Origin of the sequence: Curtobacterium sp. PhB25 (genome assembly GCF_004365375.1) — a bacterium.
Lineage (GTDB): Bacteria > Actinomycetota > Actinomycetes > Actinomycetales > Microbacteriaceae > Curtobacterium.
Window position 1 is genome coordinate 132,087 of record NZ_SODR01000008.1, and the last position, 13,265, is coordinate 145,351.

General features: G+C 71.0%; 14 protein-coding genes. 7 read left to right on the plus strand and 7 right to left on the minus strand.

Annotation, left to right across the window (positions count from 1 at the left end):
- Positions 1–61 precede the first annotated feature (61 nt).
- The 4 genes from EDF51_RS15610 to EDF51_RS15625 are packed head-to-tail and all read left to right on the plus strand — an operon-like array spanning position 62 to position 4,989.
- Positions 62–1,123, plus strand: a complete 1,062-nt coding sequence (locus tag EDF51_RS15610) for an ABC transporter permease (RefSeq protein WP_134195561.1) — start codon at positions 62–64, stop codon at positions 1,121–1,123.
- A complete protein-coding gene (locus EDF51_RS15615; protein ID WP_243837140.1) occupies positions 1,116–2,876 on the plus strand; it encodes a dipeptide/oligopeptide/nickel ABC transporter permease/ATP-binding protein in 1,761 nt (586 codons plus the stop codon). Before EDF51_RS15610 ends, EDF51_RS15615 begins: the two co-directional genes overlap by 8 nt.
- Positions 2,873–3,691: an ATP-binding cassette domain-containing protein gene (locus EDF51_RS15620; protein WP_243837141.1), complete on the plus strand. Its 819-nt coding sequence runs from the start codon at positions 2,873–2,875 to the stop codon at positions 3,689–3,691. Before EDF51_RS15615 ends, EDF51_RS15620 begins: the two co-directional genes overlap by 4 nt.
- Before the next feature lie 20 nt (positions 3,692–3,711).
- The gene (locus EDF51_RS15625; protein ID WP_134195563.1) at positions 3,712–4,989 is read left to right on the plus strand and encodes an amidohydrolase family protein; all 1,278 of its coding nucleotides are present in this window, start codon (positions 3,712–3,714) and stop codon (positions 4,987–4,989) included.
- 30 nt (positions 4,990–5,019) lie between these two features.
- Here EDF51_RS15625 and EDF51_RS15630 read toward each other — a convergent pair whose 3' ends face one another.
- Together EDF51_RS15630 and EDF51_RS15635 are read right to left on the minus strand one after the other, a co-directional pair.
- Positions 5,020–5,706 (minus strand): alpha/beta hydrolase, encoded by a 687-nt coding sequence (locus tag EDF51_RS15630; RefSeq protein WP_134195565.1) that lies wholly within the window; start codon positions 5,704–5,706, stop codon positions 5,020–5,022.
- On the minus strand, positions 5,703–6,353 hold the full coding sequence (locus tag EDF51_RS15635) for a cyclase family protein (RefSeq protein ID WP_134195567.1): 651 nt from the start codon (positions 6,351–6,353) through the stop codon (positions 5,703–5,705). Before EDF51_RS15635 ends, EDF51_RS15630 begins: the two co-directional genes overlap by 4 nt.
- A 76-nt stretch (positions 6,354–6,429) precedes the next feature.
- Between EDF51_RS15635 and EDF51_RS15640 the strand changes: the two genes are divergently transcribed.
- Entirely contained in the window at positions 6,430–7,239 is an 810-nt protein-coding gene (locus EDF51_RS15640; protein ID WP_166673573.1) for an N-acyl homoserine lactonase family protein, read from the plus strand.
- Between the two features lie 10 nt (positions 7,240–7,249).
- Here EDF51_RS15640 and ppk2 read toward each other — a convergent pair whose 3' ends face one another.
- Positions 7,250–8,158 (minus strand): polyphosphate kinase 2, encoded by a 909-nt coding sequence (gene ppk2, locus EDF51_RS15645; RefSeq protein ID WP_123339522.1) that lies wholly within the window; start codon positions 8,156–8,158, stop codon positions 7,250–7,252.
- Positions 8,159–8,317: 159 nt separating this feature from the next.
- Here ppk2 and EDF51_RS15650 point away from each other — a divergent pair, with 159 nt between their 5' ends.
- Complete coding sequence (locus EDF51_RS15650; protein ID WP_131844884.1) at positions 8,318–9,319, plus strand: aldo/keto reductase; 1,002 nt, start codon at positions 8,318–8,320, stop codon at positions 9,317–9,319.
- Positions 9,320–9,410: 91 nt separating this feature from the next.
- Here EDF51_RS15650 and msrA read toward each other — a convergent pair whose 3' ends face one another.
- The 3 genes from msrA to EDF51_RS15665 all read right to left on the minus strand — a co-directional run bounded on the left by msrA (position 9,411) and on the right by EDF51_RS15665 (position 11,453).
- Positions 9,411–9,932 (minus strand): peptide-methionine (S)-S-oxide reductase MsrA, encoded by a 522-nt coding sequence (msrA, locus tag EDF51_RS15655; RefSeq protein WP_134195571.1) that lies wholly within the window; start codon positions 9,930–9,932, stop codon positions 9,411–9,413.
- Between the two features lie 99 nt (positions 9,933–10,031).
- Entirely contained in the window at positions 10,032–10,853 is an 822-nt protein-coding gene (locus EDF51_RS15660) for an aldo/keto reductase (RefSeq protein ID WP_134195573.1), read from the minus strand.
- Positions 10,854–10,994: 141 nt separating this feature from the next.
- Positions 10,995–11,453, minus strand: a complete 459-nt coding sequence (locus tag EDF51_RS15665; RefSeq protein WP_111086495.1) for a DUF4383 domain-containing protein — start codon at positions 11,451–11,453, stop codon at positions 10,995–10,997.
- A 177-nt stretch (positions 11,454–11,630) separates the two neighbouring features.
- Between EDF51_RS15665 and EDF51_RS15670 the strand changes: the two genes are divergently transcribed.
- The gene (locus EDF51_RS15670) at positions 11,631–11,987 is read left to right on the plus strand and encodes a VOC family protein (protein ID WP_132099339.1); all 357 of its coding nucleotides are present in this window, start codon (positions 11,631–11,633) and stop codon (positions 11,985–11,987) included.
- 79 nt (positions 11,988–12,066) lie between these two features.
- On the opposite strand, the gene EDF51_RS15675 is transcribed toward EDF51_RS15670, so the two are convergent.
- A complete protein-coding gene (locus EDF51_RS15675) occupies positions 12,067–13,251 on the minus strand; it encodes a hypothetical protein (protein WP_134195575.1) in 1,185 nt (394 codons plus the stop codon).
- Between the last annotated feature and the right edge of the window lie 14 nt (positions 13,252–13,265).

Consider the following 13,265-nt stretch of genomic DNA (forward strand, 5'->3'; position numbering starts at 1 on the left):
ACCACGCAACGAGCACCACCGCACCACCCCAGCCCGGACCGGAGCACCAGGAGGACCCGCGATGAGCGCCACCACCGTCGACCATCTCCCCGTGCCCGGTCCGGGCACCCCCGGGTCTCCGGGAACCCCGACCGCCGCCGCACCCCGGGCCGCGAGCCTCGGTGGCGCATGGCGCCGCTTCCTGCTCCGCCGTGCCGTCGGACTCGTCATCAACCTGGCGCTGCTCGTCCTCGTGACGTTCCTCATCGTGCAGCTCATCCCCGGCGACCCGGCAACGGCCATCGCCGGCGACACCGCGACGCTCGCCCAGGTCGAGCTCGTCCGGCACCAACTCGGTCTCGACCAGCCGATCCCCGTCCAGCTGTGGCACTACGTCGCCGGCGTCGTGCAGGGCGACTTCGGTGACTCGTACAAGTACCGCGCGCCGGCGATGGACATCGTCATGACGGCCGTGCCGTACACGCTGACGATCACGATCGCCGCGGTCCTGCTGCTGCTCGTCCTCGGACTCGCACTCGGCATGACCGTCGGCGTCCTCACCCGCGGTGACCGGCACCGCTGGCTCGACGTCTCGTTCTCGGCGGTCACCGGCCTGATCTCGTCGATCCCCACGTACGTGCTCGCCACCGGGTTCGTCGTCGTCTTCGCGGTCCTGCTGCACGTGCTGCCGCCCGCGTACTCGCCGGCCTACGACTTCGGCGCGGCGGCGGTCCTGCCGATCGCCTCGCTCACCGTGGGCGGCACGTGCTCTGTGGCCCGCATCGTCCGCCGTGAGACCGCCGTCATCCTCGAGCAGGACTACATGCGCACCGCCCGCGGGTGGCGGCTGCCGGCGCTGTCGATCTACGCCAAGCACATGCTGCCGAACCTGCTCACCACCGCACTGACGCTGTCCGGGATCATCCTGACGGCCCTGCTCGGCTCGGCACTCATCACCGAGGCGGTCTTCGCGTGGCCGGGCCTGGGCGGCGTCATCGTGCAGGCGATCGCGGTGGACAAGGACTACCCCGTGATCCGCGCCGCGGTCTTCGTGATCGGGCTCATCTCGCTCGTGATCACCCTCGTCATCGACATCATCCTGGGTCTCATCGACCCGCGCACCCTCGGGGAGAAGCGTGGCTGACACCATCACCGCCGTCCAGGCGGCCTCGACCGACCCGGCATCGCGTCCCCGCACCTTCGCGTGGAACGGCGGGCTGATCGTCGGCTTGGCGATGTTCGGGCTGATCCTGATCGTGGCGGTCGTCGCACCGTTCGTGTTCGGCGCCCAGGCCACGGGCATCGGCGGTACCTCTGGGCTGGGGTCCACCGCCGAGCACCCGCTCGGTACCGACACCCTCGGCCGCGACATGCTCGCGCGCACCCTGGTCGCCACCCGGGCCACGGTCCTGATGGCGCTCGCCGCCACGGCCCTGTCCGCGATCGTGGGCATCGCGCTCGGCATCGGCGTCTGGCTCGCCCCCCGCCGGGTGCGCGAGCTCGGGCTGCGCGGGATCGAGTTCGCGGTCAGCTACCCGACGATGCTCGTCGCGATCATCGTCGCAGCGATCCTCGGGCAGGGCATGGTGCAGGTCGTCGTGGCCATCGCGGTCGCGAACATCGCCGGCTTCGCCCGTCTGACCGCCAACCTGGCGGCGAAGATCTCCACCAGCGAGTACGTCACCACCGCACGCCTGATGGGGGTCCCGGCGCACCGGGTCGCCATGCGGCACGTCCTGCCGAACATGGCCGAGCCGACGCTGATCCTGATCGCCGGTGCCTTCTCCGGCTCGCTCGTCGAGATCTCCGGACTGTCCTTCATCGGCCTCGGCGCGCAGACCCCCGCGTTCGACTGGGGAACCCTGCTCAACGACGGACTCGACCGGATCGTCGTGAACCCCGTCGTCATCGTCGGCCCCGCGGTCGCGCTGACCTTCGCCTCCCTCGCCGCCCTGCTCGTCGGGGACGGACTGGCCGCTGCCGCGAACCCGCGGTCGAACACCACGCGGTCCCGCACCACCCGCGCGACCGGCCCGTCGACGCTCGCGGTCGAGGACGACGCCGTGCTCGTCGCGGACGGCATCTCGGTGCAGCACGCCGCCAGTGGACGCGCCCTGGTCAAGGACGTCTCGTTCACCATCCGGCGGGGCGAGGTGCTCGGGATCGTCGGCGAGTCCGGTTCGGGCAAGTCGTTGACGGCCTCGCTCGTCGCCAAGCTGCTGGGCGAGGGGCTCGAGGGCTCCGCGCGGCGGCTCGAACTCGGCGGCGTCGACCTGCTCGGTCGTGTGCCGGACCGCGTGCTCGCCTCCCGCATCGGGCTCGTCTACCAGGACCCGGGCACCGCGCTGAACCCGGCCATGGTGCTCGGCATCCAGTTGTCCGACGTGCTCCGGATGCGGCTGCGGCACAGCCGACGTGACGCCATCCGGCTGCTGACGCAGGGCTTCCGCGCCGTGATGCTGACCGATCCCGAGGGCCGACTGCGCCAGTACCCGCACCAGTTGTCCGGCGGGATGAAGCAGCGCGCGATGATCGCCTCGGCGATGAGCACGAAACCCGATCTGCTCATCGCGGACGAACCGACGACCGCACTCGACGTCACCGTCCAGCGCGAGGTCCTGACCGTGCTGAAGCGGATGAACGAGGACTCCGGCACCGCCGTGCTGTTCATCTCCCACGACCTCGGCGTCGTCCGGGCCCTGTGCGACCGGGTCCTGGTGATGCGGAACGGCGAGATCGTCGAGCGCATCGACGACGTCGCGGGGCTCTCCCCGGACACCGTCGACCACCCGTACACGAAGCAGCTCCTCGCGGCCACCCCGGTCGTGACGGTGCGCAGAGAGTCCACCGTGCCCACGGAGTCCACGCGCACCGAGCAGGCGGAGGCACACGCATGACCGACACCACGACGCCGAGCGAACGCCGCGCGACCGACACCGGCACGGCCCCCATGATCGACGTCCGCGCCCTCGACGTCGCGTTCGGCTCGACGACCGTCCTGCACGGCGTCGACCTCCGGCTCGAACGGGGTCGGACGGTCGGCGTCGTCGGGGAGTCCGGCTCGGGGAAGTCCACGCTCGCGAAGGTGCTGGTCGGCACCGTGAAGCCCGCCTCGGGCAGTGCCACCGTGGACGGGGTCGACCTGGCGGCGGCCGACCGCTCGACCCTGCGCGGCTACCGGCGCCGGATCCAGATGATCCCCCAGGACCCGTACTCGTCCCTCTCACCACGGCGTACCGTCGCGCAGACCCTCGCCGAGGCGATCGACCCGGTCCGCCCCCGCGTCGCCACCCACGAGGACCGCATCGGCGGCTGGCTCGAACGCGTCGGGCTGTCGCGGGACATGATGCACCGCTACCCGCACGAGTTCTCCGGCGGGCAACGGCAGCGCATCGCCATCGCCCGCGGCCTGGTCATCGACCCGCACCTGGTCATCGCCGACGAGATCACCTCGGCGCTCGACGTCTCGGTGCAGGCGCAGATCCTGGAGCTGCTCGCCGACATCAAGGAGTCCCTCGGCCTCACGATGATGTTCATCTCGCACAACCTGGCGGTCGTGCAGCGGGTCAGCGACGAGGTCGTCGTGCTCTACCAGGGCGAGGTCGTCGAGGCCGGTCCGGTCGAGGAGATCTACGCCGACCCCCAGCACTGGTACACGCGCCGCCTCCTCGACGCGGACCCCGGCTCCGCACGCTTCAGCCTGGCCGGCTGACCGACCCAGGAAGGCCCGCAGTGGCGGCACGACTCCCGACGACCCCGCACGCCGACGGCGTGCTCCGACTGGTCGGCGCGACCCTGGTGGACGGCACGGGCGCTCCGCCGCGCGCCGACGCCGAGGTCGAGCTGCGTGACGGCGACGTCACCTACGTCGGTCCGCGGCGCACCCCGTCCGCGGAGGTCCTGACGATCGACCTGTCCGGCCGGTGGCTGCTGCCCGGGTTCGTCGACGCGCACGTGCACCTCAGCATGGTGCCGACGACGCCCGAGGAGCAGCGGGCACGGTTCCCGGAGGAGCACGTGCTCGAGGTCGCCGAGGTGCTCCGGAGCACCCTGCACGCCGGCGTCACGACCGCGCGGGACCTGGACGGGCTGACCCCCGGCTACCGCGACGCCGTCGCCCGGGGCACGGTCGTCGGTCCGCGCCTGCACCTCGCGATCGCCATGCTCTCGCCGACCGGTGGCCACGCCGACCCGGTCCGACCGAACGGGTCGCTGCCGGCCTGGGCCGTCCGGCCGGGAATGCCTGCGCCGGGCGTCGTCGACACCGACGAGGACGTCGTCCGGACGGTCCGCTCGCTGCTCCGCACCGGCGCCGACGCGATCAAGGTCTCCACGTCCGGAGGGGTCGGTTCGCCGACCGACGACCCGGACGACGTCGGCATCACCGAGGACCAGGTACGGCTCGTCGTCCACCTGGTCGGCGAACGCGGCGGCCGCCCGGTCACCGCCCACGCGCTCACCGACGCCGCGGTCCGTGCCGCCGTGCTCGGCGGAGCCGCCAGCATCGAACACGGCTACGACCTGCACGACGAGACCATCGCGCTCATGGTCGAACGCGGCACGGTGCTCGTCCCCACCCTCAGCACGCTCCTGCGCGAACTCGACCCGTCCACCGCCTCTGCGGAACGCCTCGCACAGCGCGCGGCACTGCACGCTCGCGGCCTCGACAGCGTGCGACGTGCCGTCGCCGCCGGCGTGCCCGTCGCGCTCGGCACCGACGCGGGTGTGCACCCGCACGGTCGGAACCTCGCCGAGCTCGCCCGCCTCGTGCAGGTCGGGCTCTCGCCGCTCGACGCGATCACGGCCGGCACGCTGCAGGGTGCCCGGCTGCTCGGTCTGGAGGCCCGGCTCGGCTCCGTCGAGCCCGGCAAGGCCGGTGACCTGGTCGTCTCGGGCGTCGACCCGCTCGCCGACGTCGGCGCGCTGGCCGACGCTGCCAGCGTGCGCGCGGTCCTGCAGGCGGGTCGTGTGGTCAAGGACCTGGACGGACTGGTGACCACGGCCTCCTGACCGTGGCACCACCCGCGCAGCCGACGGTGGTCAGCGCAGCGCGGCCACCGCGCGCTCGATGACGGCGACGACCCGGTCCGGAGCGGCGTGCGCGACCGCGTGGCTCGTGTCGACCTCGTGGACCACTGCACCCATCCGGGCGACGAAGTCGCGCTGGATCGCGGGCAGCAGGTGCCGGTCGCTCGTGGCGACCAGGTACCAGCTCGGGCGGGTCCGCCACGCGGGCTCACCGGTGGGCTGCTGGAACGCGGCGTCGGCGGTGACCCGCCCCTCGGCACGTGCGGCGAGCAGCACGTCCTCCGGGACGTCCCAGGCGAGCGCCAGCCGCGACTCCTCGTCGTCCTGTGCGATCCACTCGCCGGCCGGGCCGCGGTGCATGTACTGCGAGACGAGAGCGGGTTCCCGGGTCTCGACGATCCCGGAGACCGACTCGCCCGCGTCCGGAGCGAAGGCCGCGACGTAGACCAGTCCGACGACGCGGTCGTGTGTGCCCGCGTTCGTGATGACGGCGCCGCCGTAGGAGTGGCCGACGAGCAGGACCGGGCCGTCGATGCCGTCGACCAGGGCGCGGACCGAGGCCTCGTCGTCGCGGAGCGAGGTCATCGCGTTGTCGGCGAGCGTGTACGGGATGCGCCGGTTCCGCAGGAGCGGTGCGACGGACGACCAGCTGGACGGCGAACCGCCGGCGCCGTGGACCAGGACCACGTGGACGCTCATGCGTGGGTCGCCACGGCGAGGGGGAGCAGGACAGTCGGAGCGGGAGCGGCCTCGCGCCCCGCGAACGGCACCGGCTGGCAGACCATCAGGTAGTCGCCGGGCTCGACCTCGGACAGGTCCGCGTTCTCGAGGATCACGACGCCGGCGCCGCACAGGGCGACGTGTGTCGGCCACGACTCGGTGTGCGCCGGGGCCTCCATCGTCATGTAGTCGATGCCGGCGAAGCGCACCCCGCGGTCGACGAGCCACTGCGCGCCGCTCGGCCCGAGCCCGACCCACGTCTCCGACCGCTCGTTCCGGGTCAGCGCGTCGGTCGAGTTGCGCGTGCGGAACAGCACGCGTTCGGCGCCGGCCGCACCCGCCTCCTCGAGGTCGTCGGCGGTGATCTCCTCGACGACGTGTCGCAGGTCGAGGACTCGGACCGGGCCGACCACGCTCTCGAGCGCGATCTCGTCGACGGTCGTCGCACCGGGCACGAAGTGCGACGGGGCGTCGACGTGCGTGCCCGTGTGCGCACCGATCAGCCAGCGGGAGACGTCCGACGGGTACCCGTCCGCGATCTCCTCGACCATCTCGAAAGTGGGGCGCCGGCCCCAGTGCAGCATCTCGGTGTGGATCGGGATGTTGATGTCGATCACGTCGGTCATGGCGTCCTCCCGGAACTCCGGCACAATGGATTCGGATTGTTGCAAATTGTATCCAATCATCACGGAGGTGCAAGGCATGGCGAACGCGTTCGACGACACGACGCGCGCTGGACTCGTGGTCGGCGGTCGGCCAGAGCGGGTCGTGCCGCTCGTGCTCGGGTGGGAACCGATCCCCGAGTCGATCTCCCTGCGGGGCGGCGATCCCGCACGCTTCCTGCTCGAACCCGTCACCGCCGCGGCCGTCGTCTTCGACCACGGCTGGGTGCTCCTCGACGGTGGGTTCAACGTCGACCGCGTGCGCGACCCCGAGGAGCGGGCCGCGCACTACGAGTACGAGAGCTACACGGCGGTCGTGCCGCCGGGCGACGCGCTCGCCGAGGGGGTCGCGGCTGCGGGACTGGCCTGGGACGACCTGGCGCTCTGCGCTATCTCGCACGTGCACCTCGACCACACGGGCGGCCTGCGGCTCGTCCCACCGGGCACCCCGGTCGCGCTGCAGCGACGGGAGTGGGACTGGTTGCGGAGCGGCATCGGCCGGCGGGAGACGGTCGTCGTCGACGACGTGCTCGACGCCGACGTCCGGGTGTTCCTGCTCGACGGGGACACGGAACTGGCACCCGGCCTGACTGCACTCGACACCCGCGGACACACGCCGGGGCACCAGTCGTTCCGCGTCGACCTGCCGGATCGGACCGTGGTGCTCGCGTGCGACGCCGCCGACCTCGAGCGGAACCTCACCGAGCGGACTCCGTGTGGGTGGGTGGGGAGGGCCGGGGACGAGCTCGAGGCGCAGCGTTCGATCGACCGGCTGGCGGACCTGGCCGCCGAGCCCGGCGTCGAGGTCTGGCCCGGGCACGACCCCGAGTGGGCGGCCTGGCGGCGCTGAGCCACCACCGTCACTCGATGTCGACGTCCCGCTTGCCGCGCCGCACGATGAGCGGGTCCGGCTTGCCGATCACGTCGACCGCCTTGTCCGGGTAGTCGAACTGCGTCAGGAAGTACCGCATCGCGTTGAGTCGGGCGCGCTTCTTGTCGTTCGACCGCACGATGGTCCACGGCGCGTACCGCTTGTCGGTGCGCGTGAACATCGCCATCTTCGCCTCGGTGTAGTCCTCCCAGCGGTCGAGGGACAGCAGGTCGATGTCGGACAGCTTCCACCGGCGAACCGGGTCGAGCTGACGCATCGCGAACCGGGTGCGCTGCTCGCGGCGGGTGACCGAGAACCAGAACTTCGTCAGGTGGATGCCGGAGTCGACGAGCATCCGCTCGAACTGCGGCACCTGGGTCATGAAGGACTCGTACTCGGCGTCGTCGCAGAACCCCATGACCCGCTCGACGCCGGCGCGGTTGTACCAGGAGCGGTCGAACAGGACCATCTCGCCGGCCGACGGCAGGTGCTGCACGTAGCGCTGGAAGTACCACTCACCGCGTTCCCGTTCGCTCGGCTTGCTGAGCGCCACCACGCGCGAGGTGCGGGGGTTCAGGTGCTCCGTGAACCGCTTGATGGTGCCGCCCTTCCCCGCGGCGTCACGCCCCTCGAACAGCACGACGACCTTCTGGCCGGTGTCCTCGAGCCAGTACTGGCACTTCAGGAGCTCGATCTGCAGCTGGTACTTCGCGTACTCGTACTCCTCGCGCGGCAGCCGCTCGTCGTACGGGTAGTCGTCGCGCCACGTCAGGACGGGGTTGCCGTGCGGGTCGATGAGGTCCGGGTCGGCGGTGTGCCCGTCGGCGACGCTGTAGCCCTCGGTCCGGAGCTGCTCGATGTACTCCCGGAGTGGTTGCGAGTACGGCGCTGTGTCCACGGTGTCTCCTCTGCCCGCCGATCGGTCGGCTGGTCCCATCCTGTCCTGTGTGACCCGACAACTGCCCAACCGGACGTGTCCCTCAGGTGACCAAGCGGCTGCGTGACCCGAAGCGGTAGCGTTCTCGATGGCCTGTCCCCGACCCCGGATCGAGCAACGATGCCTGACGTCCACCTGCCTGCCGCCGACCGCTACGAGCAGCTCCCGTACCAGCGCGTGGGAAGGAGTGGCCTCATGCTGCCGCGCATCTCCCTCGGCCTGTGGAACAACTTCGGCGCCGACCGTGCACTCGCCACGCAGCGCGACATCGTGCTGCACGCCTTCGACCGCGGGATCACCCACTTCGACCTGGCGAACAACTACGGTCCGCCTCCCGGGTCGGCCGAGGAGCAGTTCGGCCGCATCCTCGAGTCGGACCTGCGTCCGTACCGTGACGAGATCGTGGTGTCGACGAAGGCCGGCTACGACATGTGGCCAGGCCCGTACGGTGACCGGGGATCGCGCAAGTACATGCTCGCGTCGCTCGACCAGTCGCTCGGGCGCCTCGGGCTCGACTACGTCGACGTGTTCTACTCGCACCGTCCGGACCCCGAGACCCCGATCGAGGAGACGGTCAGCGCGCTCGTGACCGCGGTCCGTTCGGGCAAGGCGCTCTACGCGGGCATCTCGAACTACGACCCGGCGCAGACCGCTGCGGCAGCCGAGGCGCTCGCCGCCGAGAACATGCACCTGCTCATCCACCAGCCGCGCTACAACATGTTCGACCGGGTCCCCGAGGACGGGCTCTTCGACGAGCTCACGCGTCTCGGCACCGGTGCGATCGTGTTCTCGCCGCTGGCCGGTGGGCTGCTGACGGACCGGTACCTGGACGGATCGGTTCCGGTGGGGTCGCGTGCAGCCGAGGGCCGCTGGTTCGGCGCGGACCGCATCGACGACGAGTACCTGACCACGGCGCGAGCGCTCAACGACATCGCTGCGGCCCGCGGGCAGACGCTCGCGCAGCTCGCGATCACGTGGGTGCTCCGGCAGCCGGCAGTCACGTCGGCGCTGGTCGGGGCATCGAGCGTCCGTCAGCTGGACGGCACGCTCGACTCGCTCGCGGGTGCCCCGCTCACCGACGAGGAGCTCGCGGCGATCGACGCACTGGTGCCGCGCGGCTGACGCACGCCGGATGCAGTGGGCGTGACCCAAGAGCAGACGGGAGGCGCGGTGCCAGCTGGCACCGTCCCTCCCGTCTCATGGTCTGTCGCTGCTAGACCGCCGCGGTCGCCTCGTCGCGGTGCGGGAGCTTCCACCCCGGGCGCACGAAGTGGCACGTGTACCCGGCGGGGTACTTCTCGAGGTAGTCCTGGTGCTCCTCTTCGGCCTGCCAGAAGTCACCAGCGGGCTCGACCTCGGTGACGACCTTGCCGGGCCAGATGCCGGAGGCGTCCACGTCGGCGATGGTGTCGCGCGCGACCTGCTCCTGCTCCGGCGAGGTGAAGAAGATCGCCGAACGGTAGGCGCGTCCGACGTCGTTGCCCTGGCGGTCCCTCGTCGACGGGTCGTGGATCTGGAAGAAGAACTCGAGCAGGTCGCGGTACGAGATCACCGACGGGTCGAAGACGATCTCGACCGCCTCGGCGTGGTCACCGTGGTTGCGGTACGTCGCGTTCGGGGTGTCGCCACCCGAGTAGCCGACGCGGGTGCTGATGATGCCGGGTCGGCGGCGGAGGAGCTGCTGCGCTCCCCAGAAGCAGCCGCCGGCGAGGATGGCGGTTTCGGTGGTGGTCATGGTGGCCTCCTGAGGTCGTCGTGCCGCTGGCTGCGGCACCGTGTGGTGCAACCGGCAACGGGGCTGCGGTGTTCCCGTGTCGCCGGATGTCGGATCGCGTCAGTTCGTGGTGTCCTCGAGCGCGTCGAGCGCGGCCACGTCGTCGGCTGACAGCACGAAGTCGACGTCGGCGTTCGCGGCGATGCGCGACGGGGTGGTGGACTTCGGGAGCGGCAGGACGTCCTTCTCGAGCAGGTAGCGGATCGCGACCTGGGCGACGGACTTGTCGTACTTCGCCGCGATCTCGGCGATCTGCGTGTTCTCGAGCAGGCCGCCGGTGGCGAGCGGCGAGTAGCCCTCGGTGAGGATGTCGTGCTCGCGGTCGAACGCGGTGGTCTCGTCCTGGGTGTTGCCGATGAACCAGCGGATCTGGTTGGCGTGCGGGACGACGTCGGTGCGGCCGAGCAGGTCCTCGAGGTCGGCGACGGCGAAGTTCGAGACACCGATCGAGCGGGTTCGGCCGGCGTCGTAGACCTCTTCCAGGACCTTCCACACCTCGACGTTGCCGTCGCGGTGGTCGGAGCCGATGGCGTCCCAGGGCCACGGTGCGTGCACGAGGTACAGGTCGATGACGCCGACGTCGAGGTTGCGGCTCGAGGTCTCGAAGGCCTCGCGGGCGCCGTCGGCGGTCTTGATCTCGGCGGGCAGCTTCGTGGTGACGAAGACCTCGTCGCGGGGGACGCCGCTGTCGCGGATGGCTTGGCCGACGCTGGCCTCGTTGCCGTAGGCCAGGGCGGTGTCGATGTGACGGTAGCCGGCGTCCAGGGCGGTGGTCGTGGCGGCGTAGGCGTCGTCGCCGGACGGGATCTGCCAGGTGCCGAAGCCGATCTTCGGGATGTGCAGGCCGTTGGACAGGGTGAACGTGTCGGTGAGAGCGGACATGCGACGGACAGTACGCCGCGGGTTGGTGGGCGTGTGGAGCGCCGCCGCCGCGCACCGCGCCCCTGTACGGCCATCGCGCCCCGACTCACGTGGGCGCGATGCCCGCCTGGGGGCGCGAACGCGTCAGGCGACGGTCGACTGTCAGCGCGTGCGCGCGCCGATGCGCGGCAGCACGAAGCCGAGGACGATCATCGCCACGGCGAGGAACGCGTGCAGGACGTTGTCCGCGCTGTTCAGGGGGACGAAGTTCGCGGGGTCCGCCATGCCGGCCGTGAACAGGCCGTAGACGAACAGGACCGCGTAGACGATGCCGCCGACGATCAGGTACAGGCGAGCGCCCGACGCCGAACGGGCTGCGATGAGTCCGACGATGCCGAAGAGCAGGTGCACGATGTTGTGCAGGACCGACACCTGGAACAGGCCCAGGAGCAGGGCCATGGAGCCGTGACCGGCCATCGACATCGAGCCCATGTCCATCGTGAGCCCGGGGATGAAGCCGGCGATGCCGACGATCAGGAAGACGACACCGAAGAGGAGCGCACCCTTCTGGGTCCACGTCGAGCCGGTGCGGTTGCGAGCGGTTGCTGCGTTGCTGGTCATGGTGAGACCTCTCTTGTCGAGCGCGCCACGGATGTTGCGCACAGGGTATTCGGGGCCGATGCGCAGTCGGATTGCAGGGGGCATCCGATTTCCGAACGTGCGGGTGTCCGCTGAACCGGCCCGCATGCCCCGCTGCCTACGCTCCGCCGTACGGCAACACCGACGGAAGGCAGCACCATGGCAAGCGGAGTCGCAGCGGTATGGGTCCCGGTCACCGACATGCAGCGGGCGGTCGCGTTCTACCGCGACACCCTCGGACTGACGGTCACGGACGAGTCCGACGACTGGAGCGAGATCGACGCGAACGGTCTGATGATCGGGCTGAACGGCCGTGAGTCGGCGAGCCCGTCGGGCGGAGGGGGAGCGGTCATCACGTTCCAGCCGGACGGGTCGATCGAGGACGAGTTGGCCAGCATCCGCGAGCGTGGTGCGGACGTGCAGGGCGAGATCAGCGAGCACCCGTGGGGCAAGATCGTCCCGTTCAAGGACAGCGAGGGCAACGACCTGCAGTTCTACGCGCCGCCGCAAGGCTGACGCGGTCCCAGGACGGACGGGAGGCCCGTGGCGGTGTCGCCACGGGCCTCCCGTCCGTCATACGGTCCCGTCGAGAGCGCTACGCGACCGCGATCTCGTTGGGCACGCCCGGCAGTGCGTCGCTGGAGGCGACGACCTTCCCGGTGGTCAGGTCCACGGCGTGGACCTTCCGCTCGGCGGGGTCGGTGACGTAGGCGATGTCGCCGGCGACCTTCACGGCGGGGTGGGCGTCCTGCCACTCGGCCGGACCCTCCCACGCGTCGATCACGGGGAACGAGTCGAGCTGCTCCCCGTTGGTCTCGTCGAAGGTGTGCAGGGCGCCGTCGTCACCGAGGACGACGGCCTCGTCACCGGGTCCGCGCGCGAGGTCGCGGAACGTGAAGCCGACCCCGTCGGGCATGTCCGCGACGGTGTACTTCCCCGAGGCCGCGTCGATCAGGGCGATCTGGTCGAGCAGGTAGCCCTCGCTGTCCGGGTCGTCGTTGTAGTCACCGACCGCGACCGACGACGTGTCCGTGGTGAACAGGTTGCCGGTGCGGCCGTACTCGGTCGGGGCGTCGAGCTTCTCGAACGCGCCGTCGGCGTAGACGAGCGCGCCGTCGGTGCAGCCGAAGACCGCGACCTCGTCCTGGACCGCACCTTCGCCGTGCACGTCCGGGCACGATTCGGAGCGGGTGAGTTCCTCGCCGTCGGCGTCCAGGGCTCGGACGCCACTCCGGCTCTCCTCGGTGCCGATGGTGGTCAGGAGCGTGCCGTCCTCGAGCTCGATCGCGACGCCGTGGTGCGCCGCCTCGGACTCGGTGGTCCGGGCGTCGGGCGGGGCGTCGCCGTCGAGGTCGGTGTTGTCGAAGGTCGTCACGTCGCCGGTTCCGTCGGCGAACAGGGCGGTGCGGTCGCCGTGCACGACGGCGTGCCCACCGGTGTCGGCCGGGAAGACCTCGTCGGTGAGGGCCGGGTCCGCTGCGGTGTCGAGCACCCGGAAGCCCTCGGGCACCGTGACGAGCACGTGGCGGCCGTCGCCGGCGGGGTTCACGCGGGTGAAGCCGTCGACGGCGTCGTCGGCCACGACCTGCAGGTCCTGGTCGAGCACGAGCAGGCCGCCGTCGTAGGTCAGCGTGATGCGGGTGCTGTCCGCCTTCGGGGTCGAGGTGCTCTCGGCGTCGGCGGCGTTCGTGGCGCACCCGGTCAGGGCCAGGGCAACGGTGCCGAGCAGCGCGGCCGGCAGTGCTGCGGCGCGGAGGGTCTTGGTTCTGGTTATGGGCATCACTGTACTGATTC

Excerpts from the sequence above, each read along its gene's own strand:
- EDF51_RS15675 (WP_134195575.1), bottom strand. The coding sequence starts at position 13,251 with ATGCCCATAACCAGAACCAAGACCCTCCGCGCCGCAGCACTGCCGGCC.
- EDF51_RS15660 (WP_134195573.1), bottom strand. The coding sequence starts at position 10,853 with ATGTCCGCTCTCACCGACACGTTCACCCTGTCCAACGGCCTGCACATC.
- EDF51_RS15650 (WP_131844884.1), top strand. The coding sequence starts at position 8,318 with ATGCCTGACGTCCACCTGCCTGCCGCCGACCGCTACGAGCAGCTCCCG.
- EDF51_RS15670 (WP_132099339.1), top strand. The coding sequence starts at position 11,631 with ATGGCAAGCGGAGTCGCAGCGGTATGGGTCCCGGTCACCGACATGCAG.
- EDF51_RS15640 (WP_166673573.1), top strand. The coding sequence starts at position 6,430 with ATGGCGAACGCGTTCGACGACACGACGCGCGCTGGACTCGTGGTCGGC.
- EDF51_RS15630 (WP_134195565.1), bottom strand. The coding sequence starts at position 5,706 with ATGAGCGTCCACGTGGTCCTGGTCCACGGCGCCGGCGGTTCGCCGTCC.
- EDF51_RS15665 (WP_111086495.1), bottom strand. The coding sequence starts at position 11,453 with ATGACCAGCAACGCAGCAACCGCTCGCAACCGCACCGGCTCGACGTGG.
- EDF51_RS15620 (WP_243837141.1), top strand. The coding sequence starts at position 2,873 with ATGACCGACACCACGACGCCGAGCGAACGCCGCGCGACCGACACCGGC.
- msrA (WP_134195571.1), bottom strand. The coding sequence starts at position 9,932 with ATGACCACCACCGAAACCGCCATCCTCGCCGGCGGCTGCTTCTGGGGA.
- EDF51_RS15610 (WP_134195561.1), top strand. The coding sequence starts at position 62 with ATGAGCGCCACCACCGTCGACCATCTCCCCGTGCCCGGTCCGGGCACC.
- EDF51_RS15635 (WP_134195567.1), bottom strand. The coding sequence starts at position 6,353 with ATGACCGACGTGATCGACATCAACATCCCGATCCACACCGAGATGCTG.